The organism is Sphingopyxis solisilvae (genome assembly GCF_015475875.1).
GTDB lineage: Bacteria > Pseudomonadota > Alphaproteobacteria > Sphingomonadales > Sphingomonadaceae > Sphingopyxis > Sphingopyxis solisilvae.
The window spans coordinates 98716-122017 of the sequence record NZ_JADKYM010000011.1 but is presented as its reverse complement, the minus strand read 5'-3'; the positions used below and the strand labels follow the sequence as shown (position 1 = coordinate 122017).

The window sequence follows — 23302 nt, the reverse complement described above, 5'->3', positions numbered from 1 at the left end:
CGATGATCAGCATGATGACACGGGCGACGAAGCGCCTCATGGGAGATCGCAGAGTTGAACCGCGCTCCCCTCTGCGTTCTCTGCGCCTCTGCGCGAATCCTGTTCTGACATTGCCCTTCGGGCAAAAGACCGCAATCAGCCGCAACCCCTCAGAACTGATACGCCAGCCCGCCGCCGAACAGCCACTGGCCGGGCTTGCCGGCCTGCGCCACGATCGGCGAGTCGGCGAAGCGGCCGGTCAGGCGGCTGTACTGCGCGCCGCCGATCAGGACGAAGCCTTTGCGCAGGTCGCCCGAGAGCGAATAGGCACCCGCCACGCCGAACGAATATTTGCCGGCGCCCGCTTTGGCCCCCGCGCCGCTGTATACCGGCAGGCCACTCGCGGCGCTGCCCAGCGGGTCGATGTCGTAATAATAGCGGCCGAACCCCTTGCCATAGAAGTTCATCGACGCCGACACGCCGACGAAGGCGCGTTTCGACAGCGGGGTGCCGTAATCGATCGTCGGCGATGCCGCCCAGCTGCCGTGACGGCCCGACACATCCTTGAGCGCGACGACGCGGAAACCGAGCTGGTCGTGCGCGCTGGTGATGACGCCGGTTTGCGTGACCCCCGCGAACAGCCCGGCCTCGACCGCCAGCTTGCGCTTGCCGAGCGCGGCGACCTGCGCGTCCTTGACGCTGCCCGAGCGGTCGGCGCGCAGGCTGATGATCGGGCCGAATTTGAAATCGGTCTTTTGCCCACGCCGCTGGCGGATCAGGTCGACCTGCAAATTGGTGCCGCGGGTCGAAAAGGAATAGCCGTCGTAGCGCCCGCGCACATAAAAGGCGGGGAGCAAACGCCGCTCGTCGGATCCGCTATAGTCGGGCACGCTCAGCGCGCCGGCGGCGACCGAAAAATAGTTGCGTGACCATTTGCGGTCGTCGTCGCGATCGTCGTCGCGCGCCGCCGGAAGCAATATCTCGTCATCGATGTCGCCCGTCGTCTGAAGATAGCGCGCGGCGGGCGCGGCGACCGGCGTCGCAACCGGGTCCAGCGATTCGACCAGCGCGGGCGGGGGAGCAGCATCCTCGGCCGCAACCGGCGATGCGCCGATTCCGGCTATCGCGAACAGGGCAACAAGCCCCGCCTTGCACATCGTCCGGTTCATGCGGGAGAGCGGCGTCATATCGGGCATCTATCCTCTATTCTTGCCCCTCGTGACCGAGGGTCTATGCGATCACCCAGCGATTGCAAATAGTTCGTCTTGCCGAACCGCCGTTTTGAACGCATCGTGCCGGTCATGCGCCGCTGCATCCTCAAACCCTCCCAATCGCGCCGCCCGGCCTTTGGTTCCCGAGCGCAGCGCGAATTCCGTGGCGCCGCGATGCTGACGGGCGCATGAACCGCATCGGTCGCCTGACCGGCTATACGCTGATGATCGTTGCGGTGATGCTGGCGGTCCTGATGCGGCAAGGCCGGATCGACAGCATCGGGCCGTTCCCGGTCGCCGCGGTTGCCTTGCTGGTCGGGATGATCGGGGTGATGCTGGTGTTCACCGACCTGATGGTGCGCGGGCTGTACGCGCAGGTCGATGCGGCGAAACGCGACGAGGGCGGCGAATAACCCCTCCCCTCCCCGCTGCGACTAGCGAACAAGTTCGCAAGTCTCGCCGCCCCTCCCGCAAGCGGGAGGGGATAGGGTTGGCTTTTCGTTCGACAGTATCGGTGGTTACCAGTATGACGGCCCGATGACTGATCGACCGCATACGCCGCTGCTCGACACGGTGGATGTCCCTGCCGACCTCCGCAAGCTGAAGCCTGAAGACCTCCGCCAGTTCGCCGACGAGCTGCGCGCCGAGATGATTTCTGCCGTTGGGACCACCGGCGGCCATCTGGGGTCGGGGCTGGGGGTCGTCGAGCTGACCACCGCGCTCCACTATGTGTTCGATACCCCGCGCGACAAGATCGTGTGGGACGTCGGCCACCAATGCTATCCGCACAAGATCATCACCGGACGTCGCGACCGCATTCGTACCTTGCGCCAGGGCGGCGGGCTGTCGGGGTTCACGAAGCGCAGCGAGAGCGAATATGATCCGTTCGGCGCGGCGCACAGCTCGACGTCGATCAGCGCCGCTCTGGGCTTTGCGATCGCCAACAAGCTGAAGGACCAGCCGGGCCGTGCGATCGCGGTGATCGGGGACGGGTCGATGTCGGCGGGCATGGCCTATGAGGCGATGAACAATGCCAAGCAGGCGGGCAACCGGCTGATCGTCATATTGAACGACAATGACATGTCGATCGCGCCGCCGGTCGGCGGGCTGTCGGCCTATCTGGCCAAGCTGGTGTCGTCGCGGCCGTTTATCGAGCTGCGCGAAATCGCGCGGCGCTTTGCGCGCAAATTGCCCGAGCCGCTGCACAAGGCGGCGAAAAAGACCGACGAATATGCGCGCGGCATGGCGATGGGCGGGACATTGTTCGAGGAACTCGGCTTTTATTATGTCGGGCCGATCGACGGGCATAATCTGGACCATCTGATCCCGATCCTGGAAAATGTCCGCGACAGCGACCATGGCCCGGTGCTGATCCATGCGGTGACGGTGAAGGGCAAGGGCTATGCCCCCGCCGAGGCGGCGGCCGACAAATATCATGGCGTCCAGAAATTCGATGTCATCACCGGCGAGCAGGCAAAGGCGCCGCCGGGACCGCCCGCGTACCAGAATGTCTTCGGCGAAACGCTGGCGAAGCTGGCCGACAGCGATCCGCGTATCGTCGCGATCACCGCGGCGATGCCGTCGGGGACGGGCGTCGACAAGTTCGCCAAGGCGCATCCGACGCGCAGCTTCGACGTCGGCATCGCCGAACAGCATGCGGTGACGTTTGCCGCGGGGCTCGCGGCGCAGGGGATGCGACCGTTCTGCGCGATCTATTCGACCTTCCTTCAGCGCGCTTACGATCAGGTCGTCCATGATGTGGCGATCCAGAATCTGCCGGTGCGCTTTGCGATCGACCGCGCCGGGCTGGTCGGCGCCGACGGATCGACGCATGCCGGATCGTTCGACGTCACCTATCTGGCGACGCTGCCCAACATGGTGGTGATGGCGGCGGCGGACGAGGCCGAGCTGGTCCATATGACCTACACCGCCGCCGAATATGACGATGGCCCGATCGCCTTCCGTTATCCGCGCGGCAACGGCACCGGCGTCGCGCTGCCCGAAGTGCCGGTGAAGCTGGAGATCGGCAAGGGGCGCGTTGTGCGCAGCGGCAAGACGGTGGCGATCTTCTCGCTCGGGACGCGGCTGGGCGAAGCGCTGAAGGCCGCCGACACGCTGGAGGCGCGCGGGCTGTCGACGAGCGTCATCGATTTGCGTTTCGCCAAGCCGCTCGACGAGGAGCTGATCCGCAAGACCCTCGCGAGCCACGAAGTGTGCGTGACGGTCGAGGAAGGCAGCGTCGGCGGGCTGGGCGCGCATGTGTTGACCTTGGCGAGCGACGAGGGGCTGATCGACGCCGGGCTGAAACTGCGCACGCTCCGCCTGCCCGACATGTTCCAGGATCAGGACAAGCCCGAACTGCAATATGACGCCGCGGGGCTCAACGCGCCGCAGATCGTCGATTGCGTGCTGAAGGCGCTGCGCCACAACAGCGCGGGTGTCGAGGAAGCGGGGGTTCGGGCCTAGCGGTACACTTCGCGCCGGTGGCCAATGGCGATCACGACGATCACCAGCCTTTGATCCTCGATGCGCACGATGACGCGATAATCGCCGATGCGATAGCGCCAATAACCTTTTCGCTCGCCGACCATGGCTTTGCCGCGTTGGCGCGGGTTTTCCAAGGCGGCGATCTGCTGCAAGCCGGCGAGAATTTGCTCGCCGACATTGCGCGGCAGCTTGCGAAGCTGCCGGCGTGCGGCTGCGTCGAAATCAAGCGTCCAGGCCAAGCTCGCGCCGCATCTGTTCTAGCGATACCGTTTTTCCCGCGTCAGGATTGTTCAGCGCTTCTTCGAGTAGCGCGATGTCTTCGAGATCGTCGATATATTCCTCGATCGCTTTGCGGGCGAGTGCGGTTTTTGTCCGGCCAGACCGCTTCGCGGCGCTTGCGAGCCGATCTTCCAATTGCTTGTCGAGGCGGATGGCGAGCATCGGCAGTCTCCTTTGCTATACAAGTATAACATTTTGGATTGGCCGACAAGAATATCGATCGGGAATGAACCATAGTGGACATTTCGATCAGCGCGATGGATGATTGTCGGGACATGGGGGCGGGCCAATGGATTTCCTGAAACTCATCCAGTCGCTCGACGAACTGCTCTATGAGATCATGTCGTGGCTGGTCTTTTATCCGGTCACGCTGTGGCGCGCGCTGACGCAGCCGCTCAAGATGATGGATTATGCCGACAGCGAACTCGGCGATCCGGCGGCGCGGCAATATAGCGACACTTTGTCGCCGCCCTTGTTCCTGCTGCTGACCATCGCGCTGACCCACGCCGCCGAACTGTCGCTGCTTGGACAGGACCAGATCGTTTTCGACAAGACCGGGCTAAGCGCCTTTATCAGCGACGACAGCAGCCTGATATTGGTGCGGGTCGCGTTTTTCAGCATCTTTCCGCTGATCATGGCGGCGCGGATGGTGCGCGCGCGGCATGTGAAGCTCGACCGCGGGCCGCTCAAACCACCCTTTTACAGCCAATGCTACGTCACTGCGCCCTTTGCGATGATGGTCAGCGTGTCCTCGATCCTGATGCGGACGAAGCACATCGAGTGGGAGGTGGCCGGTTTGGCGCTGCTTGTCTTTGCGTTGCTGTGGTTCGGCACGCTCCAGATCTTGTGGTTCGCCCACCATTTGCGCTGCGGTTACTGGCGCGCCGCCGGCCATGCGTCGCGCGCGATGGTCGAGGCGCTCGTACTATTTGTCGTCGTGTCGCAGATTTTTCGTTAGCCGACCGGGACGATCGTTGCCTGCGCGATCGCGCAGCGGCGCGGCGCTTCGCCGTCCCCTTCGGCCCAGACATCGGCGCGGACGATCGCCTGGCGCTTGCCGGCCTTGATCACCGTGCCGCGCGACCGCAGGTGACTGCCCTTGGCGGGCGCGAGGAAGTTGATCGTATAACTGCCGGTGACGACGTCGCCGATCACGCTGCTCGCCGCCCAGGCACAGGCGTTGTCGGCCATCAGCCCGACGATCGCGCCATGGGCAAAGCCGTGATGTTGGGTCATGTCGGGGCGTAGCGCGAGCAGCAGTTCGGCCTCACCCTCGAAACAGCGCAGCGGTTCGACGCCGAGGAAGGCGGTAAAGCCCGAGGCGTCGACCGCGACGCTTTTCATATAAGCGACGGCTTCGTCGTTGCTGGCAAAACGGTGTCCGCGCATGGGGGAGAGCCTTGTTTAGTCTGGATTGCAGACCTTATCGTCGCTTGCGCACGGCGGCGTCAAGTCTTAAATCCAGACTAATGAAGGACTATGTGCCATCGCGCTCGCCCTGCGCCGTCGGCCGCGCCTCGCGGCTGCTCGGCGACCGCTGGGTGCTGCTGATCCTGCGCGAAGCCTTCCTCGGCTTCGACCGTTTCGAGGATTTCATCGAGCGGCTGGACATTTCGCGCGCCGCGCTGACCTCGCGGCTGGGCTGGATGGTCGAGGCGGGGGTGATGGAGCGGGTGCCGCCGGAAGGGAAGCGCGCGGCATACCGGCTGACCGCGGCGGGCGAAGCGCTGCGCCCGACCTATGACGCGATCAAGGCGTGGGGCGACGCATGGCTGCCGCGCGCGTCAAAAGAAAACGGCCCGGGCGATGCCGGGCCGGGGATTTATTGATTAGCTGAGATGGACTCAGGCGCCCGGGATCGCCGCCTGCGCGTCGCGGCCGTCGCCTTCGGGGGCGGCCAGGATGTCGCGGACGACCAGGCCCTTGTCGACGACCTGCGTGTCGGGGCTGCCGACCTGGCTGCGGATGCCGGGGTCGGCGCGCGCGCCGTCGGCGCTGCCGATCACCGCGGCTTCGCTCGCGCTGCGCGCCGAGGGGCCGCCGAACAGCGCGCGCAGCGTCTGTTCCGCGGTGGTTTCGCCGCCGGGACGTGCGGTGCCGGGGGCGGGCGGGGTCAGCGCGAAATCGGGCGGCACGACGAGCGGCGCCTGACGCGACACGGCAAATTCATCGGGCCGGTCGCGGCTGAACAGATTGTTCGACCCGCAGGCCGACAGGGTGGTGGCCAGGATCGAGGCGGTCAGGATGACTTTGGTCCGGTTCACTGCAAATAACTCCTATGCGCCCCGTTTACTTCACGGACGATCGGGCGTCCGCATCGGAGGCCTTTTCGCCCAAGAGCAGCGCGCGCGCAACCAGCAAAAGCACGCCGAGCGTGATGCACGCATCGGCGACGTTGAAGATCATGAAGGGGCGAAATTCGCCGATATGCAGGTCGGCATAATCGACGACATAGCCATAGCGCACGCGATCGACGATATTGCCGAGCGCCCCGCCCAGGATCATCGCGAGCGCGATCACATCGCCCTTTGCCTGCTCGCGCGTCATCCAGAAGCCGACCGCGGCGGCCACGATGCCGGTCACCGCGACGAGCGTCCAGCGCGTCGTGTCGGTGCAGCTGGCGAACATCGACAGCGATATGCCGCAATTTTCGGCCCAGCGCAGGTCGAAGAAAGAGGCGATTTCGATCACCCGCTTCGCTTCCAGCGACAGCGGGGTAATGATGACCCATTTGGTCACCTGATCGAGCAGGAAGGCGAAGGCGGCGATCAACAGGCCAAAACGCAGGTGCGGCGAACGAGAGCTTGTCATGCCGGGTTCAATACTGTTTCGCAGCGATTGCACAAGTTGCCGTCCTCGGTAACTTCGGGGAGGTGGCGCCAGCAGCGGCCGCATTTGTGGTCGGTGGTGGGCTCTATCTCAAAACGAGCAGGGAAATTCCCATGAGTGCGGGCGATTGTTTCGAGAGATAGCGCGTCGGAATTACCCAACAATATCTTGCAACGTGACACGATGCCGATCTCTGCAAAATCTAAACTATCCAGCAATTCCTTGGCTGCCGGTTCATACACAATCGCAACGGCATTGGCTTCGAGGCTCGAACGGATCGTTTTGTCGCGTCGTTTAGGCTCAATAGCCTCCGTCAATTGAACACGCAGCGCGCGCAGCTTTCTCCAACGCTCCATCAACTCGACATTCCCGTGAACGCGGGAACCCAGGGTGGGGTCAGCCGACGCACGCTCTGGATCCCCGCTTTCGCGGGGAAGCAGGAGATGGTCGAGGTTGGGCCATTCGAGCAGATGTACGCTGCCTTCGTCGGGATAGCGCGTCCCCCACACTTCCTCAGCCGTGAACACCAGCACCGGCGCGGCGTAGCGCACCAGCGCGTGGAACAAAGTGTCGAGCACAGTGCGATACGCGCGGCGCTTCGCGGTCCCTAGCGGGGCGGCGGGGCCGATGTCGCAGTAGAGGCTGTCCTTGCGGATGTCGAAATAGAAGGCCGACAGGTCTTCGTTGCAGAAATCCGACAGCAGGCGGGTGTAGCTGTTGAAGTCGAAGTCATCGACTGCGCGGGCCAGCTTGGCGTCGAGATCGGCGAGCAGGCTGAGCATATAGCGTTCGAGTTCGGGCATCGCCGCGATGTCGGTGATGCGCTCCTCCTCGCTGAACCCTTCGAGCGCGCCGAGCAGATAGCGGAACGTATTGCGCAGCTTGCGATACTGGTCGGCGACGCCGGTCAGGATTTCCTTGCCGATCCGGTGGTCCTCGGTGAAATCGACCGACAGCGCCCACAGGCGCAGGATGTCGGCGCCATAGTCGCGCATCAGGTCGATCGGGCTGATCGTGTTGCCCAGCGACTTCGACATCTTCAGACCCTTGGCGTCCATCGTGAAGCCGTGGGTCAGCACCGCCTTGTACGGCGCCTGTCCGCGCGTGCCGCAGGACTCCAGCAAGGACGACTGGAACCAGCCGCGGTGCTGGTCGCTGCCCTCCAGATACAGGTCGGCGCTGTGGGTGCCGCCGTCGTGGCGGACGAGCGCGGGCCAGCGGCCGCTTTCCAGCACGAAGGCGTGGGTGCAGCCCGAATCGAACCAGACGTCGAGGATGTCGGTGATGCGTTCGTAATCGGCGGCGTTGTACTGGTCGCCGAGATATTCCTGCGCGCGCGCGTCGCTCCATGCGTCGACGCCGCCCGCCTTTACCGCCGCGACGATGCGGTCGTTGACTTGCGGGTCGTTGAGGTACTGGCCGGTCTTGCGGTCGACGAACAGCGTGATCGGCACGCCCCACGCGCGCTGGCGCGACAGCACCCAGTCGGGGCGGTCCTTGACCATGCTGCCGATGCGGTTGCGGCCCTTTTCGGGGACGAAGCGCGTGCGGTCGATCGCGTGCATCGCGGCTTGCCGCAGCGTCGGCGCGGCGCAGAGAGGCTCCTCGGCGGGGTTGATCGCGCCGCCTTCGCTTTCCCAGCGCTGCTCGCGCGGCGCCTTGGGCTCGATATGCGTCATCACCCGGTCCATCGGCACGAACCATTGCGGGGTGCAGCGATAGATTACCTTCGCCTTCGAGCGCCAGCTGTGGGGGTAGCTATGCTTGTAATCGGCCGAGGCCGCGAGCAGGCCGCCGGCTTCGCGCAGGTCGGTGCAGATCGGGCCGTCGGGGGCGTTGAATTTGGGGTTGATGACCGATCCCTGACCGCCGAGCCAGCCCCAGTCTTCGCGATATTTGCCGTCGCCCTCGACCGCGAATACGGGGTCGATGCCGTTCGCCTTGCAGAGGTCGAAGTCGTCCTCGCCATGGTCGGGCGACATATGGACGAGGCCGGTGCCGCTGTCGGTGGTGACGAAATCGCCCGCGAGAAAGGGACGCGGGCGCGCGAAGAAGCCGCCGAGCGCGTGCATCGGGTGGCGGGCGATGGTGCCGGCGAGGTCGGAGCCTTTGATTGTGCGCCACTCTTCAAAGTTATCGACTTGCGCGCGGAGCGAGAAGGCTTCGAGCAGCGGAGCAGCGATCAGAACCTTACCTGCTTTCGATGGCGCCCAAGGATGCTGGTCATCATCTAGGAACACGCCGCCATGGAAAACCCCAAGGACATAATCAATCTCCGGCCCATAGGCCAAAGCCTGATTGACCGGGATCGTCCACGGGGTTGTCGTCCAGATCACCGCATGCGCGCCCACCAGCTCGGCGATCGGGCTCTCGACGATCTCGAACGCGACGTCGATCTGGGTCGAGACGATATCCTCATATTCGATCTCGGCCTCGGCGAGCGCGGTCTTTTCGACCGGGGACCACATCACCGGCTTGGCGCCGCGATAGAGCATGTCGTTCGCGGCGAATTTGAGCAGTTCGCGCACGATCGTGGCCTCGGCCTCATAATCCATCGTCAGATACGGATGGTCCCAGTCGCCGCCGATGCCAAGGCGCTTCAATTGCTCGCGCTGGGTGTCGACCCAATGCTGCGCATAGGCGCGGCATTCGGCGCGGAATTCCTCGACCGGCACCTCGTCCTTGTTCAGCTTTTTCTTGCGATACTGCTCCTCGACCTTCCACTCGATCGGCAGGCCGTGGCAGTCCCAGCCGGGGACGTAGGGCGCGTCCTTGCCCTTCAGCGTCTGGGTGCGGACGACCATGTCCTTCAGGATATGGTTGAGCGCATGGCCGATGTGCATGTCGCCATTGGCGTAGGGCGGGCCGTCGTGGAGGATGAACTGCTCGCGCCCGGCGCGCGCGGCGCGGATCTGGCCTTCGAGATTGCCCCCGAGCCATTTCGCCAGAATCAGCGGCTCCTTCTGCGGCAGGCCGGCCTTCATCGGAAAGTCGGTCTTGGGCAGGAAGACGGTGTCGCGGTAATCGCGCTGTTCGGTTGCGGGCGTGTCGGTCATGGTGCGCGGCGCTTAGCGCAGAATCGCGTGGGCGCAAACCTCTGTCCCTCTCCCTTCAAGGGAGAGGGTTGCGCAGACTTGCGAACTTGTTCGCTAGTCGAAGCTGGGTGAGGGGGTGTGACCTGTCGATAGCGCGCCACCCCTCACCCGCTGCGACTAAGCCAGCAAGCTGGCAAATCTCGCTGCCCTCTCCCTAAATGGGAGAGGGATTAGATATCTGCCAGCAGCGCCTTCGCTTTGTCGCAGTCCGCCGCGATCTGCGCCATCAGCGCGTCCATGCCGTCATATTTGGCCTCGGGCCGGATGAAGGCGTGGAAGGCGACGTCGATTTCCTGTCCGTAGAGATCCTCCGCAAAGTCGAAGAAATGCGGTTCGAGCAATTCCTTGGGCGGATCGAAGCTGGGGCGGATGCCGAGGTTGGCGGCGCCTTTGAGTTCGCGCCCGTCCGGCAGTTTCCCGGTGACGGCATAGATGCCGTAACGCGGGCGGAGGTAGGTGCCCATGTCGAGGTTCGCGGTCGGAAAGCCGAGCAGGCGGCCGTTTTTGTCGCCGTGCTGGACCACCCCGCGCACGGTGAAGGGGCGGGTGAGCAGGCGCGCGGCGGTGGCGCAGTCGCCCGCGTGCAGCGCCTCGCGGATGCGGCTCGACGAGATCACCGCGTCATCCTCGACCGGGGCGACCATTTCGGTGAAGAAGCCGAGGCGGCGGGCATGGTCGGCGAGGGTGACGACGTCGCCGCCGCGGCCCTTGCCGAACACAAAGTCGCTGCCGGTGACGACCCCGGCGGCGCCATAGCGGTCGAGCAGCAGGCCGGTGATGAAATCCTCGGCGGTTGTCCCCGCAAGCGCCGCGTCAAAGGGCAGGACAAGCATCGCGTCGGCGCCCGCCGCGGCGAACAGCTCTTGGCGCTGGTCGAGCGTGGTGAGGCGGAAGGGCGGCACGTCGGGCTTGAAAAAGCGCACCGGATGCGGGTCGAAGGTCGCGACGATCGCGGGGCGGCCTTCGTCATGCGCATGGCGCACCGCGCGGCCGACAACCGCCTGATGCCCGGCGTGGAAACCGTCGAAATTGCCGAGCGCGATCACCCCGCCGCGCAGGGGCTCTTCGATGTGCGTGTGGCCGTCGAGGCGAATCATGGTGCGGGCGGCGTTAGCGGGACCAGCCCCGCCCTGAGCACGCGGACCGCATTGCCGCCCATCGCGGCGCGGATTTCTTCGTCGCTGAACCCGGCGTCGATCAGCGCCTGCGTCACCTGAACCAGCTTCGACGTGTCGAAGCGCACGGTGGTGGCGCCGTCATAATCGCTGCCGAGCGCAACGTGCCGGATGCCGACGAGGTCGCGGACATGCTTCATCGCACGTGCGATGCTGGCGGGCGAGGTGTCGCAGATCGCGGCGTCCCAATAGCCGATGCCGACCAGGCCGCCGGTTGCAGCGACACCACGAATTTGCTCGTCGCTGAGGTTGCGGTTGACCTGGCACGTCGCCTGCACCCCGCCGTGGCTGGACACGACGGGACGACGCGCGATTTTCAGGATGTCGGCGACGCAGGCTTCACTGCAATGCGCTATATCGACGATCATACCCTTCGCTTCCATCGCGGTCACAACCTGCCGCCCGAACGGGGTAAGGCCACCTTTTTTGAGGCCGTGCATCGACCCGGCGAGGTCGTTGTCGAAGAAATGAGTGAGCCCCGCCATGCGGAAGCCCGCGGCATAGAGCTTGTCGAGGTTGGCGAGCGTGCCCTCGAGATTCTGCAATCCCTCGATGCTGAGCAGCGCACCAGTGGTCAGCGGCTTCCCCCTGCGCGCCGCGAGCAGCGCGTCGAGGTCGGTGGCGGTGGCAACCGCGCGCAACTTGCCGTCCGATGACGCGACCGCACGGTGCAGTTTTTCGGCGTGCCACAGCGACCGTTCGAGCAAAGAGTTCCACGTCCGCACCGGCTGGAGCTGCGCGACGACCAGGCTGGTGATATTGTCGGTATCGCCGCTGTTCGCGTCGTAATTCTGCCCCTTCGGCGACTTGGTGACGCTGGACAGGATTTGCAGCGCGACATTGCCGTCCTGCAGCCGCGGCAAGTCCATATGGCCGCGGCCGGCGCGGTCGAGCATGTCGCGTTTCCACAGCAGGGTGTCGCTGTGGAGGTCGACGATGGTCAGCGTTTTGTGCAGCGCCCTGGCGCGTTCGCTGACTTGCGGCAGCGGCTTGCCGTCGATCTGGTTCGTACCGCGCTCGATGATACCGGGGGCCAGCGCGAAAAAGGCGAGTGCGGCGAGGGCAATGATGAGCAGGAGTGCGGTCAGCCAACGGCGCATATTTCTCTCCTGTATGGCACGGCTTCGGACTGCATCGCGCCGTCATTGCGAGCGAAGCGAAGCAATCCAGAGCGGTTTACACACATTCTGGATTGCCGCGTCGCTGCGCTCCTCGCAATGACGAGGCTGTCAGGCGTCATCCGATTATCCACCCTGCCGCGTCAGCGTGACGAAACTGTAGGCGGGGCGCCCGACGTCGTCGGCGGGATGATCCTCGCGCGCCAATTCGCGCCATGCTGCGGGGTCGGGATAGGCGATCACTGCATCGCCCTTGGGTTCGAGCGCGACTTCGGTCAGTTCGATGCGGTCGGCGAGCGGCAGGAACAGCCGATAGATTTCGGCGCCACCGATCACCATCACCTGCGGCGCGTTCGCCAGCTTTAGCGCTTCTTCGACGCTCGCCACCGGCTCGGCGCCCTCGTCCTGCCACTCGGTATCGCGGGTGAGCACGATATGTCGCCGCCCCTCGAGCACCGCGGGCAGACTGTCGAAGGTCTTGCGCCCCATGATCATCGGACGCCCCATCGTCAGCTGCTTGAAACGGCGCAGGTCCGCGGGCAGGTGCCAGGGCATCCTGCCGTCGGCGCCGATCACGCCATTGGCGGCGCGCGCGAGGATCAGGGTGATTTCGGGGTGGTTCATGCGGGGGCAGTCCCCACCCACGTCGCGTGGCCGAGCTTGCGCCCGTTGCGAACCTCGGCCTTGCCATAATGATGGACGTGCGCGTTGCCGTCGGCGAGCAGTTCGGGGACGGTGGCGATGTCGGCGCCGATCAGGTTGCGCATGGTGACGGGCAGCGCGGTGGTCGCGGTGCTGCCGAGCGGCAGCCCGGCAACGGCGCGGATATGGTTTTCGAACTGGCTGGTCACCGCGCCCTCGATCGTCCAGTGCCCGCTGTTGTGGACGCGCGGCGCCATCTCGTTGAAAATCGGGCCATCGTCGGTGGCAAAAAACTCGCCCGTCAGCACCCCGACATAGTCGAGATCGTCGGCGATCCGCGCCATCAGCGCGCGTGCTTCGTCCTGCTGGTCGAGGACAATTTGCGGCGGCGGCAGCGCAGCGGTGGCGAGGATGCCGCTTTCGTGGACATTGACGCTGCTGTCCCAGAAGCGCGTCTCGCCGTCGATACCGCGCACCAGAATCACCGAAAATTCGTGGGCGAAAGTGACGAAGCCTTCGAGGATCGCGGCGTGCCGGTCGATGCCGTCCCATGCGGCATCGGCGTCGGCGGGGGTCGCGAGCCGCGCCTGTCCCTTGCCGTCATAGCCCATCCGCAGCGTCTTGAGAATCGCAGGGGCGCCGATTTCGGTCAGCGCGGCGCCCAGCGCGGCGCGGTCGGGGACGGCGGCAAAGGGGGCGGGGCGCCCGCCGAGCCCGGTCACGAACTGCTTTTCGGTCAGCCGGTCCTGCGCGATTTCGAGCGCCTGCGCGCCGGGGCGCACCGATACATGCCCCGACAGGAAACGGACGGTGTCGACGGGCACATTTTCGAACTCGATCGTCACCGCGTCGCACCCCGCGGCAAAGGCGGCGAGCCGCGGTTCGTCGTCCCACGCCGCCTGCGTGTGGTGCGCGGCGACCTCGGCCGCGACGCTTTCATGGTCGGGGGCGTAGATATGGACGCGATACCCAAGCTGCGCCGCCGCGACGCCGAGCATCCGGCCAAGCTGGCCGCCGCCGAGGATGCCGATCGTCGAGCCCGGGGACAGCAACAGCGTCAGCCCTCGCGGACCGGCGCGGGGGCGACCGCTTCGGTCTGGGCATGGCGCCATTCGTCGAGGCGCGCCGCCAGACCGGCGTCGTTGTTGGCGAGCAGCGCGGCGGCGAACAGGCCCGCGTTCGTCGCGCCCGCCTTGCCGATCGCAAAGGTCGCGACGGGCACGCCACCGGGCATCTGGACGATCGAATAGAGGCTGTCGACCCCGCTCAGCGCCGCCGACTGGACCGGCACGCCGAGCACGGGCACACGGGTCATCGCCGCGACCATGCCGGGCAGGTGCGCGGCGCCGCCGGCCCCGGCGATGATCGCCTGCAGCCCGCGTTCCGCCGCGCTTTTGGCATAGTCGACCAGCCGTTCGGGGGTGCGGTGCGCCGACACGATCCGCACCTCGTGCGCGATCCCCAGCTGCTCGAGGATCTGGACCGCATGCGCCATCGTCGGCCAGTCCGACTGGCTGCCCATGATGACGCCGACTATGGGGGCGGTTTCGCCCATTCCATCCCTCCTGCCCTGGCCGGCGCCCCGTGCGTGAATCGCCGCCGCCTTCCCCCTAGCGACTGCATCGCGCGCGGGCAACGCCGTGCCGCCGCGCGCCGCTTTTGGCGGCGTTTACCGATTGGTATCAAGTCGCGTTTAGGGTTGCTGCTTGGAACGCACCGGCCGGACGCCGGCGCCACAGGGAACGCTTGCGGGGACGTTGGATGGATAGCGTAGGGGGGGCACGGATTGCGGTCGACCAGTTCGGCGCCGCACCCATCGCCTCTATCGAAGACCAGCTGCGGGATGTCCGCCGGGAACGCGACGCGTTGCGCCGCGAAAACCGCGTGTTGAAGATCGCCGTTGCCGAGCTGGAGCGCGTGTCGGAACGCGACACGCTGACCCCGCTGTTCAACCGCCGCTATTTCCTGACCGCGATCCACCACCGCATCGCCCGGTTCGAACGTCATGCCGAGCGCGCCGCGGTGGTGTTCGTCGATGTCAACCAGCTGAAATATATCAACGACAGCTTTGGCCATGCGGCGGGCGATTTCGCCTTGATGGAAATTGCCAAACGGCTCGCCGAATCGATCCGCGCGACCGACGTCGCGGCGCGGATCGGCGGCGACGAATTCGGGTTGATCCTCGACCAGTCGAGCGAAGAAGGCGCGCGCGCGCAGACCAGCCGGCTCGGCGACGTGCTGGCTGCGACCCCGGCGCGCTATGACGGGCATGAAATCCCGCTGTCGGCCTGTTTCGGGATCGCGATGCTGCAAACCGGCATGACCGAATCGGACATTTTGGCCGCGGCCGACCGCGACATGTACCGCAGCAAACAGGGCCAGCACGTCGCCGCCGGGCATCGCTAACCGGCTGTTAACCATATCGGCGCACGTTCCCCAAAGGACAGGGGGTGAGTGATGCAGATCCGGACCGACCCATATCTCGACATCCAGCACCGGATTACCGGCCAGATCGGCGCGCTCGCCGATGACTTGCCGCATTGCGCGCTGGCGCAGATCGTCCAGGGCATCGACGATATTCGCTGCCTGGCGCGCGACAACGGCTTTGCCGCGGTCGAGACGCTGGCCAGCCGGCTGGAATCGGCGGTCGCGGGCGGCGGCTATCGCGCCGCGATCCTGACCTATCTCGACGCCATGAGCGACGCGGCCAGCTTGCCGCGCGGGCCGCTGCCCGCCGCGGCCCAAGAGGCGTGGCTGGCATCGGTCGCAATGCGCCTCGGCCATTGACCGCCACCGCCTGACGATCCAGACCCGTCGCCATGGATGCAATCATGCTGGCCCTGGTCGCGGTGCTGCTCGCCAATGCTGACGGACGCAGCGGGATTTTCCTCTCGCAACTTGTCGGCGCGCGGCCCGACCGGCGCCTCGTGGTGGCGATCTTTTACACCAGCTTCATTGCCCACGCATCGGTCGCAGCGGTCGCCGGGGCGGTGGCCAACCGGATGATCGGACAGGGGGTGGCGGCCTTGCTCGTTGCGTTCGCGATGCTTTCCGCCGCCGCCGGGTTGCTTTGGCGCGGACGCGCCGCGGTCGCCGCCGATATGGCCGTGACGGCAAGTCCCGCGGCGCTCGCGGGCCGGATGCTCGTCGCCCAGTTCGGCGACCGCAGCCATTTCCTGATCGGTGCGCTCGCCGCGACCAGCGGGGCCGGACAATGGGCGGCGGCCGGCGGGGTCGTCGGCTGGACGTTGGCGATGCTGCCGTTCCTGGCCTTTGGCCCGGCGCTGGCCGGGCAGCGCGCGGCACGCGTCATAGTTTGGGCGGCCGCGGCGATCCTGCTGCTCTGGGGCGCGCGCACCGCGCTGGGTGCGTTCGGATTGATCGGCTAAGCAGGAACCTGGCGGCGTTTTCATCGTTTTTGTCGATGACAGCAAGCGAGGGCTTTTATGGGCGAAGTCGGGCGGTCGGCGCTATATGGTCGGGATAGCAGAAAGGATGCTTCCCATGTCCCAGCACAACCAGCCCGCCGTCGCCGATGCGCTCAACGCGCTGCTCGCCGACAGCTTCGCGCTCTATCTCAAGACCAAAAATTATCATTGGCACGTTCAGGGGCCGCGCTTTCGCGAACTGCACCTGCTGTTCGACGAACAGGCGGCGCAGATCTTTGCAACGACCGACCTGATCGCCGAACGGGTACGCAAGAATGGCGCGCGGACGCTGCAGTCGATCGGCGACATCGGCCGCCGCAGCTCCATCCGCGACGACGATGCGACGGGCGTCGACGCCGAGGCGATGATCCGGACGCTGGCCGAGGACAACAAGACGCTGCTGGGCCAGCTGAAAGAGGTGAAGGCCGCGGCCGAGGCTGACGGCGACATCGCGACGAGCGGACTGGTCGACGGCTGGGCCGACGAAACGCAACAGCGCATCTGGTTTCTGGAAGCGACGCTGGGATATTGAGCCTGGCGGTTTTGGGGTGGGGAGCTGCTATTCCCCTCTCCCAAGGGGAGAGGGCTTTACGTCGGCTTTCGGTCGCTTGTTGTCGTTGCGAACAAAGTGGCCGGGACAGAGTGGCGAGCTGCCCTTGACGATCCTCCCTGTCGCGCAGCGATGGGGAGGGGGACCGTCCGCGAAGCGGATGGTGGAGGGGCCGCGAAGTCGGCGCTAATTGCCCCTCCGTCACCGCTTCGCGCTGCCACCTCCCCATGGCTACGTCGCAGGGAGGAGTGATCGCCCAATCGATCGTTGACGATAGCTGCCAATTCTTCGCCAGAAACAAAAAAGGGCGGCCCGCGAGCCGCCCTTTTCCTATCCGGTTATCCGCCGATCAGTCTTGATGCGGCTGGATGTTCACCGCGGCGAATTTGCCGCGATCGTCGACTTCGATATCGAACGCGACGCGGTCGCCTTCATCAAGGCCGGTCATGCCGGCGCGCTGCACCGCGCTGATGTGGACAAAGGCATCGGCCTGTCCGTCGTCGCGCGCGATAAAGCCGAAGCCCTTCGTCGTGTTAAAGAATTTGACCGTGCCCGAGGTGCGTTCGCCGGTCAGCTGGCGACGTCCGCGTGCGCCGCCCGGGGCGCCGCGATCGTCGCGCTGGCGGGGAGCAAATTCCTCGACCGGCATCGGCTCGCCCTCGATCTTGAGGTCGATCGCCGACACCTTGCCATTGCGTTCAACCAGCGTGAAGCCGAGCGGCTGGCCCGAGGCCAGACCCTGCAGGCCGGCCTGTTCGACCGCGCTGATGTGGACGAAGACATCTTCGCCGCCATCGTCGCGCGCGACGAAGCCAAAGCCTTTTGCCGCGTTGAAAAATTTAACGGTGCCCTGACCTTCGCCGACGACCTGCGCCGGCATCCCGCCGCCGCGACCACCGCCGAAGCCACCACCGCCACCGCCGCCGCCGCCGAAGCGGTCACCGCCGCCAAAGCCGCCGCCGCGATCGCCGCCGCCGAATCCGCCGCGGTCACGATCACCGAACCCGCCGCGTCCGCCGCCGTAGGAATCACCGCCGTAGGGAGCCGGTTCGAAGCTGTCGAAATTGCCGAAGTCATCGCGCTTGCCGCGCCCGCGCTGGCCACGGCGATCCTTGTTGAAACTCATTGTCTAGTAGTCGCTTTCGGTTCGTCCATACCCCATTTGATCGGCGCATTGCGTCGGACGGGGACGCACTTCACCACGGGCATAGACTCGCCCCATGCCGCTAACGACGCAATATATAGCCTAAAGCGAAGCTTTCTGCGAACGGAAAATTCAAAAGGCCAAACTCTATTGGCAGACGCATGGGCACGGCGCCCCATATCCCGGCGCTGCCCCCCGAAACCAGTCATTGAGCGGCAAGGCGGCTTGGCCTAAGGCGGGGCCATGAGTGTCTATTTCCATGAAGAAGATTTGCCCGCGGGCGCGCTGGGGCCGGGACCGGTTGCCGTCGATACCGAAACCATGGGACTGAACCCGCTGCGCGACCGGCTGTGTCTGGTGCAGATCAGCGACGGGTCGGGCGACGAGCATCTGGTGCGCTTTGCGCCGGACAGCAGATATGACGCGCCGGTGCTCACGGCCATATTGGCCGATCCCGACCGGTTGAAATTGTTTCATTTTGCGCGGTTCGACATCGCCGCGCTGCAACAGGCGCTCGGCGTCGTGACCGCGCCCGTCTATTGCACCAAGATCGCCTCGAAGCTGGTGCGCACCTATACCGACCGCCATGGGCTCAAGGAACTGGTGCGCGAATTGCTGGGACAGGACGTGTCGAAACAGCAGCAGTCGAGCGACTGGGGCGCCGCCGAGCTGAGCGAGGCGCAGCGCGACTATGCCGCCAGCGACGTGCGCTTTCTGCATGCGATGAAAGCGATCCTCGACGCGCGGCTGGCGCGCGAGGGACGCACCGCGCTGGCGCAGGCCTGTTTCGATTTCCTGCCGACGCGCGCCGCGCTCGACTTGGCCGGCTGGCCCGAAACCGACATTTTTGCGCATAGCTGACGGAAGCCGATTCGATGTCCGAACGCGCCGATCTTGAACGCACCATGCGCCAGCTGTGGGCAGCAAGCGGGTCTAGCCACGACCGCGTCGTGCGCATCCTGCGCTTCGGCCTGCCGCTGGTGATCGGTGTCGTCGCGGCGGTGCTGGTCTTTTCACCCTTTACCCAGCGCACCGAGATCAGTTTCCTGCTCGCCAAGGACAAGGTCGACATGGCGAGCGAGCGGATGAAGGTGACGCGCGCCGAATATCGCGGCCAGGATGCCAAGGGCCAGCCCTTTGCCTTGCTGGCCGGCAGCGCGGTGCAGAAAAGTTCTGCCGAGCCGATCGTGCGGATGAACGACCTGTCGGGGGCGATCCGCCTCGACGACGGCCCGGCAACGATCGTTGCGCGCGACAGCGCCTATAATATGGAGACCGAAAAGGTCGCGGTGCCGGGAATGGTGCAGGTCAGAAGCGCCGACGGCTATCGCATCGACGCCAGCAATGTGTCGATCGACCTCAAGACACGCAGCCTGCGGGGGCAGGGCGGCGTCAACGGGGCATTGAACATCGGCAGTTTCTCGGCCAATCAGCTGTCGGCCGATCTTGACCAGCGGATCGTGCGGCTGGAGGGCAATGCCCGGCTGCGGATCAACCAGGGAGTGCTCAAATGAACCGCTTTTCGCCGCTGAGGAGCATGTTGCTGGCGGGCGCGGGCTTTGCGCTGACCAGCCTGGCCTTGATGTCGGCGGGAACCGGCGGCGATGTGGCACAGGCGCAGGCGCTGGCCAATCACAACAGCAACGCCCCGGTCGATTTCGCCGCGAACAGCATCGAGGTGCAGGACCGTGCCGACCGCGTCGTCATAGCGGGCAATGTCCGCGTGACGCAGGCGGGGATGACCGTCACCGCGGCGCGGATGACCGTCGCCTACACCCGATCGGGCGGTACCGACGTCAACCGGCTCGACGCGACCGGCGGGGTCGTGGTGACCAAGGGCGACGAACGCGCATCGGGCAATGTCGCGATCTATGACCTCGACCGCCGCCTGATCACGATGGTCGGCAATGTCGAGCTGCGCCAGCGCGGCAACAATCTGCGCGGCGGGCGGCTGGTGATCGACCTCAACAGCGGCCGCGCGACGGTCGACGGACGCGGCGCGGCGCGCGGTCCCGACGGCAATCCGATTTCGGGCGGCACCGGCGGGCGCGTCACCGGCACCTTCACCGTACCGGAAAGAAAACAATAACCAGCGCCTTTGACGGTTCTGCAACCCTGTGCCTTCACCATGGGCGCAGGGACCAGAACCATTGCGGCGCCGGGGGGCGACGCCGCGTCACAAAGGCAAGCCCCCGATGCGCTTCTCCCCGCTTGTTCCCCCGCGCCGCCCATCTTTCGGTCGCCGTGCCGAGCCTCCCGCGGCGATCATCCCCACCCCGACGTCCGAAGAACGGCGCCTGATCGACCGCATCATGCGCCATGCGCGGTATAGCAAGTCGCGGTAGAGAAAGATTTTCTCACGCGAAGGCGCAAAGGCGCGAAGCGGAAATAAGAGGGTCTCACACAAAGACACAAAGGGGGTGCGCCAAGCCCGCAATCATCTGCGCGTCGCCGCAGGCGACCATCAAAAATGCGCTTCGCGCGAGCCTGAGTCTCCGCCTGTTGCGCGCGCCGCGCTCTTTGTGTCTTTGTGTGAGACCCAATGGGCGCCGCGCATGACGGCATAACCCGGCGCGTCGCCATCATGCCCGCTTGGCGTTCCGCCCCGGCACCCCTACATGGGGCGCGCATGCCGCCCGATACGCTCTCTTCCGCCGACGCGGCCAAGGAACCCCCCGTTCTCGATACGCTGAAGCGTTTCCTGCCCTATCTGTGGCCCGCGGGGCCTCGCGGCCACAAGGTGCGGATCGTCGGGGCGGGGCTGATCGTGCTCGCGTCAAAGGGCGTCCAGCTGTCGATGGGCTTTCTTTATGGCGCGGCGATCGACGCCATGGTGCCGGGTATGGAGGAAGGCGTCGCGCTCGCGATCGGGCTGGTGCTGGCATATGCCGGCGCGCGCTTTGCAGGGGTGTTGTTCGATAACCTCCGCAATGTCGTGTTCGAACGCGTCGGGCAGGATGCGACCCGCGAGCTGGCGATTGCGACCTTCAGCCACCTCCATGCGCTCAGCATGCGCTTCCACCTCGCGCGGCGAACGGGCGAGGTGACCAAGGTGATCGAGCGCGGGACCAAGAGCATCGACACGATGCTCTATTTCCTGCTGTTCAACATCGCGCCGACGATCATCGAGCTGGCCGCGGTCCTCATCATCTTCTGGACCAAGTTCAGTTTCGGGCTCGCCAGCGCCACCGCGCTGATGGTGATCGTCTATATCATCTTCACCCGCAAGGTGACCGACTGGCGCAACGCGCTGCGCACGCGGATGAACGACCTCGACACGCTGACGATCGGGCGCAGCGTCGACAGTCTGCTGAATTACGAAACGGTCAAATATTTCGGCGCCGAAGCGCGCGAGGAAGCCCGCTACCGCGACGTCGCCGACCAATATGCGCGCGCCGCGGTGAAGAGCGAGAACAGCCTCGCGTGGCTCAACATCGGGCAGAGCCTGATCACCAACGCCGCGCTCGCGGGAGCGATGGCGTACACCGTATGGGGCTGGTCGGTCGGCGAATATAAGGTCGGCGACGTCGTGCTGGTGAACACGCTTCTCGCACAGCTGTTCCGCCCGCTCGACATGCTCGGCATGGTGTATCGCGTGATCCGCCAAGGGCTGATCGACATGGAGGCGATGTTCCGCCTGATCGACACGCCGCCCGAGATTTCGGATGCGCCGGGCGCGGCGGCGTTGGCGGTGAACGGCGGCGCGGTGGCGTTCGAGAATGTCGTCTTCGGTTACGAGCCTGACCGCACGATCCTGAACGGCGTGAGCTTTGCGGTGGGGGCGGGCGAGACGCTGGCGATCGTCGGGCCGTCGGGGGCGGGCAAGTCGACGATCGCGCGGTTGCTGTTCCGTTTCTACGACCCGCAGGGCGGGCGGATATTGATCGACGGGCAGGATATCGCGCAGGTCACGCAGGCCAGCCTGCGCACCAGCATCGGCATCGTCCCGCAGGACACGGTGCTGTTCAACGACAGCATCGGTTATAATATCGCCTATGGCCGCGAGGGCGCGGGTGCCGAAGAGATTGCAGCGGCAGCCGAGGGCGCGGCGATCGACGGCTTCGTCGCGCTGTTGCCGCAGGGTTACGACACCGAGGTCGGCGAGCGCGGGCTGAAACTGTCGGGCGGCGAGAAGCAGCGCGTCGCGATCGCGCGGACCTTGCTCAAGAACCCGCCGGTGCTCATCCTTGACGAAGCGACGAGCGCCCTCGACAGCCGCACCGAGGCGGCGATTCAGGACACGCTGGAGCGGATCGCGGCGCGGCGCACGACGCTGGTGATCGCGCACCGGCTGTCGACGGTGACGAACGCTGACCGCATCATCGTGCTCGACAAGGGCCGCGTCGCCGAAACAGGGACGCACGACGAGCTGCTGGCAATGCGCGGACTCTACGCCGACATGTGGGCGCGGCAGCAGGCGGAGAAGGAAGAGGGCACGGTTTAGACGGGCCCTTGTTCGGTTATTTCGAATATTATCGAAATATTTGTTGACGCCCTGCTCCGATTTCCATATTTCGATGATTATCGAATCATGGAGGCCGCGATGGAATCGGAAACCGTTGTTCGCGCGCTGGGCGCGCTGGCGCAGGAGCATCGGCTCGCGCTGTTCCGGCTGCTGGTGCAGGCCGGGCCGGACGGGCTGGCCGCCGGTGCGATTGCCGAGGCGCTGGGGGTACCCGCGTCGTCGCTCAGCTTTCACCTCGCGCAGCTGACCAACGCCGGACTGATCGCGCAGCGCCGCGACGGGCGGTCGCTGATCTACACCGCCGATTATGGCGCGATGACCGCGCTGCTCGGCTTCCTGATGGAAAATTGTTGCGGCGGGGCGGTGTGCGCGCCTGCCGCGCCCTGTGACACCAAAGACAAGAATGAAAGGACTGCCGCATGAGCCGTTTTCACATGCACGTCGGGGTCAGCGACCTCGACAAATCGATCGCCTTTTACTCGGGGCTGTTCGGCACCGCGCCCAGCGTGACCAAGCCCGATTATGCCAAATGGATGCTCGACGATCCGCGGATCAATTTCGCGATTTCGGTGCGCGACGGCGCGGAGCGCGGGATCGAGCATGTCGGCTTGCAGGTCGAGGATGAAGCCGAACTCGCGGCGGTTTACGGGCGACTGAAGGATGCCGGGGCGCCGGTGCTGGAGGAAGGCGCGACGACCTGTTGCTACGCCAAGTCCGAAAAGAGCTGGATCGCCGATCCTGACGGCGTCGTCTGGGAAGCCTTCCTGACCAATGGCGAATCGACAGTATACGGCGACAGCCCCGACTTCGCGCCGCTGGCGTCGGCGGGTGCCGCCGAAGGCGCGTGCTGCGTTCCGACGATGCCGCAGGCGGCACCCGCCAAGGTCGGCTGCTGCTGAC

27 protein-coding genes are annotated in these 23302 nt (G+C 65.5%); 14 read left to right on the top strand and 13 right to left on the bottom strand.

Annotated features, from left to right (window positions below; translation table 11 throughout):
* Positions 1–149: 149 nt before the first annotated feature.
* The gene (locus IR187_RS10080) at positions 150–1166 is read right to left on the bottom strand and encodes a MipA/OmpV family protein (protein ID WP_194954475.1); all 1017 of its coding nucleotides are present in this window, start codon (positions 1164–1166) and stop codon (positions 150–152) included.
* A 212-nt stretch (positions 1167–1378) separates the two neighbouring features.
* Between IR187_RS10080 and IR187_RS10075 the strand changes: the two genes are divergently transcribed.
* Together IR187_RS10075 and dxs are read left to right on the top strand one after the other, a co-directional pair.
* Complete coding sequence (locus IR187_RS10075) at positions 1379–1603, top strand: hypothetical protein (protein ID WP_194954474.1); 225 nt, start codon at positions 1379–1381, stop codon at positions 1601–1603.
* A gap of 124 nt (positions 1604–1727) precedes the next feature.
* Positions 1728–3656 (top strand): 1-deoxy-D-xylulose-5-phosphate synthase, encoded by a 1929-nt coding sequence (gene dxs, locus IR187_RS10070; RefSeq protein WP_194954473.1) that lies wholly within the window; start codon positions 1728–1730, stop codon positions 3654–3656.
* Here dxs and IR187_RS10065 read toward each other — a convergent pair.
* The gene (locus tag IR187_RS10065; protein ID WP_194954472.1) at positions 3653–3916 is read right to left on the bottom strand and encodes a type II toxin-antitoxin system RelE family toxin; all 264 of its coding nucleotides are present in this window, start codon (positions 3914–3916) and stop codon (positions 3653–3655) included. The two genes, dxs and IR187_RS10065, sit on opposite strands and share 4 nt — an antisense overlap.
* Positions 3900–4118, bottom strand: a complete 219-nt coding sequence (gene relB, locus IR187_RS10060; protein WP_194954471.1) for a type II toxin-antitoxin system RelB family antitoxin — start codon at positions 4116–4118, stop codon at positions 3900–3902. Before relB ends, IR187_RS10065 begins: the two co-directional genes overlap by 17 nt.
* A 127-nt stretch (positions 4119–4245) precedes the next feature.
* Between relB and IR187_RS10055 the strand changes: the two genes are divergently transcribed.
* Complete coding sequence (locus tag IR187_RS10055) at positions 4246–4914, top strand: hypothetical protein (RefSeq protein WP_194954470.1); 669 nt, start codon at positions 4246–4248, stop codon at positions 4912–4914.
* On the opposite strand, the gene IR187_RS10050 is transcribed toward IR187_RS10055, so the two are convergent.
* Positions 4911–5345, bottom strand: coding sequence for a PaaI family thioesterase (locus IR187_RS10050; RefSeq protein WP_194954469.1), 435 nt, complete (start codon positions 5343–5345; stop codon positions 4911–4913). The genes IR187_RS10055 and IR187_RS10050 overlap by 4 nt on opposite strands.
* A gap of 80 nt (positions 5346–5425) precedes the next feature.
* On the opposite strand from IR187_RS10050, the gene IR187_RS10045 reads away from it, so the two are divergent.
* Entirely contained in the window at positions 5426–5785 is a 360-nt protein-coding gene (locus IR187_RS10045; protein WP_194954468.1) for a winged helix-turn-helix transcriptional regulator, read from the top strand.
* Between the two features lie 15 nt (positions 5786–5800).
* On the opposite strand, the gene IR187_RS10040 is transcribed toward IR187_RS10045, so the two are convergent.
* From IR187_RS10040 to purE, 8 genes are all read right to left on the bottom strand, one after another.
* On the bottom strand, positions 5801–6220 hold the full coding sequence (locus IR187_RS10040) for a DUF3035 domain-containing protein (RefSeq protein WP_194954467.1): 420 nt from the start codon (positions 6218–6220) through the stop codon (positions 5801–5803).
* 25 nt (positions 6221–6245) lie between these two features.
* Positions 6246–6767, bottom strand: a complete 522-nt coding sequence (lspA, locus tag IR187_RS10035; protein ID WP_194954466.1) for a signal peptidase II — start codon at positions 6765–6767, stop codon at positions 6246–6248.
* Positions 6764–9841: an isoleucine--tRNA ligase gene (gene ileS, locus IR187_RS10030; RefSeq protein ID WP_194954465.1), complete on the bottom strand. Its 3078-nt coding sequence runs from the start codon at positions 9839–9841 to the stop codon at positions 6764–6766. Before ileS ends, lspA begins: the two co-directional genes overlap by 4 nt.
* 209 nt (positions 9842–10050) lie before the next feature.
* On the bottom strand, positions 10051–10977 hold the full coding sequence (locus IR187_RS10025) for a bifunctional riboflavin kinase/FAD synthetase (protein WP_194954464.1): 927 nt from the start codon (positions 10975–10977) through the stop codon (positions 10051–10053).
* On the bottom strand, positions 10974–12155 hold the full coding sequence (locus IR187_RS10020; RefSeq protein ID WP_194954463.1) for a dipeptidase: 1182 nt from the start codon (positions 12153–12155) through the stop codon (positions 10974–10976). The genes IR187_RS10025 and IR187_RS10020 overlap by 4 nt, the downstream gene beginning before the upstream one ends.
* A gap of 144 nt (positions 12156–12299) precedes the next feature.
* Positions 12300–12797, bottom strand: coding sequence for a dihydrofolate reductase (locus IR187_RS10015; RefSeq protein ID WP_194954462.1), 498 nt, complete (start codon positions 12795–12797; stop codon positions 12300–12302).
* Entirely contained in the window at positions 12794–13867 is a 1074-nt protein-coding gene (locus tag IR187_RS10010) for a 5-(carboxyamino)imidazole ribonucleotide synthase (RefSeq protein WP_267463768.1), read from the bottom strand. The genes IR187_RS10015 and IR187_RS10010 overlap by 4 nt, the downstream gene beginning before the upstream one ends.
* 5 nt (positions 13868–13872) lie before the next feature.
* Entirely contained in the window at positions 13873–14370 is a 498-nt protein-coding gene (gene purE / locus IR187_RS10005; protein WP_194954460.1) for a 5-(carboxyamino)imidazole ribonucleotide mutase, read from the bottom strand.
* A 206-nt stretch (positions 14371–14576) separates the two neighbouring features.
* Here purE and IR187_RS10000 point away from each other — a divergent pair, with 206 nt between their 5' ends.
* The 4 genes from IR187_RS10000 to IR187_RS09985 all read left to right on the top strand — a co-directional run bounded on the left by IR187_RS10000 (position 14577) and on the right by IR187_RS09985 (position 16775).
* Positions 14577–15221, top strand: a complete 645-nt coding sequence (locus IR187_RS10000; RefSeq protein ID WP_194954459.1) for a GGDEF domain-containing protein — start codon at positions 14577–14579, stop codon at positions 15219–15221.
* A gap of 51 nt (positions 15222–15272) precedes the next feature.
* On the top strand, positions 15273–15602 hold the full coding sequence (locus IR187_RS09995; protein ID WP_194954458.1) for a hypothetical protein: 330 nt from the start codon (positions 15273–15275) through the stop codon (positions 15600–15602).
* A 32-nt stretch (positions 15603–15634) separates the two neighbouring features.
* Positions 15635–16204 (top strand): hypothetical protein, encoded by a 570-nt coding sequence (locus tag IR187_RS09990; protein WP_194954457.1) that lies wholly within the window; start codon positions 15635–15637, stop codon positions 16202–16204.
* A gap of 115 nt (positions 16205–16319) precedes the next feature.
* Positions 16320–16775 (top strand): Dps family protein, encoded by a 456-nt coding sequence (locus tag IR187_RS09985; protein ID WP_194954456.1) that lies wholly within the window; start codon positions 16320–16322, stop codon positions 16773–16775.
* Between the two features lie 367 nt (positions 16776–17142).
* Here the strand turns inward: IR187_RS09985 and IR187_RS17105 are convergent, their stop codons facing one another.
* The gene (locus tag IR187_RS17105) at positions 17143–17919 is read right to left on the bottom strand and encodes a cold-shock protein (protein WP_194954455.1); all 777 of its coding nucleotides are present in this window, start codon (positions 17917–17919) and stop codon (positions 17143–17145) included.
* A gap of 261 nt (positions 17920–18180) precedes the next feature.
* On the opposite strand from IR187_RS17105, the gene IR187_RS09975 reads away from it, so the two are divergent.
* From IR187_RS09975 to IR187_RS09950, 6 genes are all read left to right on the top strand, one after another.
* Positions 18181–18798, top strand: coding sequence for a ribonuclease D (locus tag IR187_RS09975; protein WP_194954454.1), 618 nt, complete (start codon positions 18181–18183; stop codon positions 18796–18798).
* Positions 18799–18812: 14 nt separating this feature from the next.
* On the top strand, positions 18813–19451 hold the full coding sequence (gene lptC, locus IR187_RS09970; protein WP_194954453.1) for an LPS export ABC transporter periplasmic protein LptC: 639 nt from the start codon (positions 18813–18815) through the stop codon (positions 19449–19451).
* Positions 19448–20026: an LptA/OstA family protein gene (locus IR187_RS09965; RefSeq protein ID WP_194954452.1), complete on the top strand. Its 579-nt coding sequence runs from the start codon at positions 19448–19450 to the stop codon at positions 20024–20026. The genes lptC and IR187_RS09965 overlap by 4 nt, the downstream gene beginning before the upstream one ends.
* Positions 20027–20566: 540 nt before the next feature.
* Entirely contained in the window at positions 20567–22381 is a 1815-nt protein-coding gene (locus IR187_RS09960; RefSeq protein WP_194954451.1) for an ABCB family ABC transporter ATP-binding protein/permease, read from the top strand.
* Positions 22382–22480: 99 nt separating this feature from the next.
* Positions 22481–22825 (top strand): ArsR/SmtB family transcription factor, encoded by a 345-nt coding sequence (locus IR187_RS09955; RefSeq protein WP_194954450.1) that lies wholly within the window; start codon positions 22481–22483, stop codon positions 22823–22825.
* Positions 22822–23301: an ArsI/CadI family heavy metal resistance metalloenzyme gene (locus IR187_RS09950; protein ID WP_194954449.1), complete on the top strand. Its 480-nt coding sequence runs from the start codon at positions 22822–22824 to the stop codon at positions 23299–23301. Before IR187_RS09955 ends, IR187_RS09950 begins: the two co-directional genes overlap by 4 nt.
* Position 23302 lies beyond the last annotated feature (1 nt).

Coding starts and splice junctions, on each gene's coding strand:
- IR187_RS09995 (WP_194954458.1), top strand. CDS start 15,273: ATGCAGATCCGGACCGACCCATATCTCGACATCCAGCACCGGATTACC.
- lptC (WP_194954453.1), top strand. CDS start 18,813: ATGTCCGAACGCGCCGATCTTGAACGCACCATGCGCCAGCTGTGGGCA.
- IR187_RS10025 (WP_194954464.1), bottom strand. CDS start 10,977: ATGATTCGCCTCGACGGCCACACGCACATCGAAGAGCCCCTGCGCGGC.
- IR187_RS10000 (WP_194954459.1), top strand. CDS start 14,577: ATGGATAGCGTAGGGGGGGCACGGATTGCGGTCGACCAGTTCGGCGCC.
- IR187_RS10080 (WP_194954475.1), bottom strand. CDS start 1,166: ATGACGCCGCTCTCCCGCATGAACCGGACGATGTGCAAGGCGGGGCTT.
- dxs (WP_194954473.1), top strand. CDS start 1,728: ATGACTGATCGACCGCATACGCCGCTGCTCGACACGGTGGATGTCCCT.
- IR187_RS10020 (WP_194954463.1), bottom strand. CDS start 12,155: ATGCGCCGTTGGCTGACCGCACTCCTGCTCATCATTGCCCTCGCCGCA.
- IR187_RS10075 (WP_194954474.1), top strand. CDS start 1,379: ATGAACCGCATCGGTCGCCTGACCGGCTATACGCTGATGATCGTTGCG.
- IR187_RS17105 (WP_194954455.1), bottom strand. CDS start 17,919: ATGAGTTTCAACAAGGATCGCCGTGGCCAGCGCGGGCGCGGCAAGCGC.
- lspA (WP_194954466.1), bottom strand. CDS start 6,767: ATGACAAGCTCTCGTTCGCCGCACCTGCGTTTTGGCCTGTTGATCGCC.
- IR187_RS10055 (WP_194954470.1), top strand. CDS start 4,246: ATGGATTTCCTGAAACTCATCCAGTCGCTCGACGAACTGCTCTATGAG.
- IR187_RS09965 (WP_194954452.1), top strand. CDS start 19,448: ATGAACCGCTTTTCGCCGCTGAGGAGCATGTTGCTGGCGGGCGCGGGC.
- IR187_RS10050 (WP_194954469.1), bottom strand. CDS start 5,345: ATGCGCGGACACCGTTTTGCCAGCAACGACGAAGCCGTCGCTTATATG.
- IR187_RS09975 (WP_194954454.1), top strand. CDS start 18,181: ATGAGTGTCTATTTCCATGAAGAAGATTTGCCCGCGGGCGCGCTGGGG.
- IR187_RS10015 (WP_194954462.1), bottom strand. CDS start 12,797: ATGAACCACCCCGAAATCACCCTGATCCTCGCGCGCGCCGCCAATGGC.
- IR187_RS09955 (WP_194954450.1), top strand. CDS start 22,481: ATGGAATCGGAAACCGTTGTTCGCGCGCTGGGCGCGCTGGCGCAGGAG.
- relB (WP_194954471.1), bottom strand. CDS start 4,118: ATGCTCGCCATCCGCCTCGACAAGCAATTGGAAGATCGGCTCGCAAGC.
- purE (WP_194954460.1), bottom strand. CDS start 14,370: ATGGGCGAAACCGCCCCCATAGTCGGCGTCATCATGGGCAGCCAGTCG.
- IR187_RS09950 (WP_194954449.1), top strand. CDS start 22,822: ATGAGCCGTTTTCACATGCACGTCGGGGTCAGCGACCTCGACAAATCG.
- IR187_RS09985 (WP_194954456.1), top strand. CDS start 16,320: ATGTCCCAGCACAACCAGCCCGCCGTCGCCGATGCGCTCAACGCGCTG.
- IR187_RS09960 (WP_194954451.1), top strand. CDS start 20,567: ATGCCGCCCGATACGCTCTCTTCCGCCGACGCGGCCAAGGAACCCCCC.
- IR187_RS10045 (WP_194954468.1), top strand. CDS start 5,426: ATGAAGGACTATGTGCCATCGCGCTCGCCCTGCGCCGTCGGCCGCGCC.
- ileS (WP_194954465.1), bottom strand. CDS start 9,841: ATGACCGACACGCCCGCAACCGAACAGCGCGATTACCGCGACACCGTC.
- IR187_RS09990 (WP_194954457.1), top strand. CDS start 15,635: ATGGATGCAATCATGCTGGCCCTGGTCGCGGTGCTGCTCGCCAATGCT.